The sequence below is a fragment of the Variovorax sp. F042 genome, assembly GCF_057814215.1.
The window spans coordinates 1-279 of the sequence record NZ_JBVASX010000106.1; the positions used below are offsets into that span (position 1 = coordinate 1).

The 279-nt window shown below is 65.6% G+C and carries 1 pseudogene; it reads right to left on the bottom strand.

Going from position 1 to position 279, the window contains the following annotated elements:
- Positions 1–279 (bottom strand): annotated as a pseudogene (locus tag ACZYSP_RS35615) (dimethylsulfone monooxygenase SfnG); the annotation flags it as partial.

The following is a 279-nucleotide window of genomic DNA, read 5'->3' on the forward strand; positions in this document are numbered from 1 at the left end:
TGCGGCGTGCCGATAAGGTTGGTGCTGAAGCCGTCGATGTACTGCACGAGGTCTTCGAAGGTCGACTTGGCCCAGTTGCCCTCCCCCACGGGCGATGCCTAGCCGGCCTGCTTCACCGCATCGCCGAAGGCATGCACCGCCTCGACGTGCGCGTGCTTGATGATGTCGGCCAGCACCGCCTTGGCTTCTTCCTCGGTGTCGCGGGCGATGACGTAGGCGTTGACGCCGAAGCGCACCGTGTGGCCGTTCTGCGCGGCCTTGGCCTGGATGTCGTCGATC